The 1,111-nt window shown below is 47.6% G+C and carries 1 protein-coding gene and 1 pseudogene; both read left to right on the top strand.

All coding sequences use genetic code 11. The features are described 5' to 3' along the window. A pseudogene (locus BLQ14_RS15710) lies at nt 1-112 on the top strand (IS5/IS1182 family transposase); the annotation flags it as partial. Nucleotides 113-275: 163 nt separating this feature from the next. After that, nucleotides 276-1,004, top strand: a complete 729-nt coding sequence (locus tag BLQ14_RS15350) for a DUF2837 family protein (RefSeq protein ID WP_143004514.1) — start codon at nt 276-278, stop codon at nt 1,002-1,004. The last annotated feature ends 107 nt before the right edge of the window (nt 1,005-1,111 follow it).

The following is a 1,111-nucleotide window of genomic DNA, read 5'->3' as shown; positions in this document are numbered from 1 at the left end:
GCACCGGATGGCACTCTTTGTCCGCACGATCGGGATCGCGCGGGCACGGGCGAAGATCGGGCTTGCGAACCTCGCCTATAACATGAAACGGCTTGCCTATCTGGTCACCCGTGATTTTCGCCCCGTATGCCCTTCACGCGACCATCGGATCCTGTCGCCACGTCCCCGGGAGCGCCTTGGGTCCTCGGGCGCTCCTCTGGGTGCTGCGACAGGAGACGGTGGTTGGGTGATGGGTATTCGACCCGAAAATCAAGGGCCAATATCTAGGGGTTAGTATGTCTTTCGTATTTATGGTTCTTGTTTCTATTTTCTTTTCCCTTTTTGTATTTCTCGACGCCATCTCTCATATGCAAAGACTTGCGGGCTCGGTGGCAGGGTTGAATGGTTTAGGATTTGCGTTTCAGACAATGGTGAACACCTTGAAGCGTATTTTTGTTGTTCTTTTCCCACCTACTTTAGGTTTCGTATCTGTTTATGGAAGCAAATTTGACGTTTTTGCCTCGATCCTTCTTGCACACGTCGCAGGCGCCGTTTCCCTGGTAATTTTCTTTCTAATGCGTGTTGCTGTCTTCCGTTTTAGCTATTATACGATCAAATTATACTCTGAGGGTGGCGGGGTCTTTAATTCTATTATGGAAGCTAGAAATGAGTTCCGTGGAGAAGGTCCGGCATTGGATCTTCGCTTGTCCCTTGATAAAGTAAACGGAAAACTGGTTACTTGGGCTGTTTGGGTGTTCTTTTTCTATGCATCTTCCGGTTTTTTGGTAAATATAGCTGCTTTAATGTGGGCGGAATATTCCACAGTCATACTTCAATTGACCGGAGTTCTCAATGCATTCGGGACAATAGCGCTTGCATTTTTCCTAGATCCACAAATAACAAGAATATATGAGAGCAAAAATTCTGCTGAGAGAGTATTCCACACGCTTTATGTGGCACAAGTAATTAACATATGCTTCGTGTCGCCGATAATTTATTTAATTTTGGGTTTTTTTGTCTTATGAAAACGTTACATGTGGACACCTTGATTAACTCGGACTTGCCGGGCCTTTCGCCGGTGCGATGCGCGAATTTGCCCGCCCAGAACGCGGAACGGGCGCTTCCGGGCCCC

The sequence above is a fragment of the Meinhardsimonia xiamenensis genome (assembly GCF_900102905.1).
Classification (GTDB): domain Bacteria; phylum Pseudomonadota; class Alphaproteobacteria; order Rhodobacterales; family Rhodobacteraceae; genus Meinhardsimonia; species Meinhardsimonia xiamenensis.
This window is presented reverse-complemented; position numbering and strand designations above follow the sequence as displayed.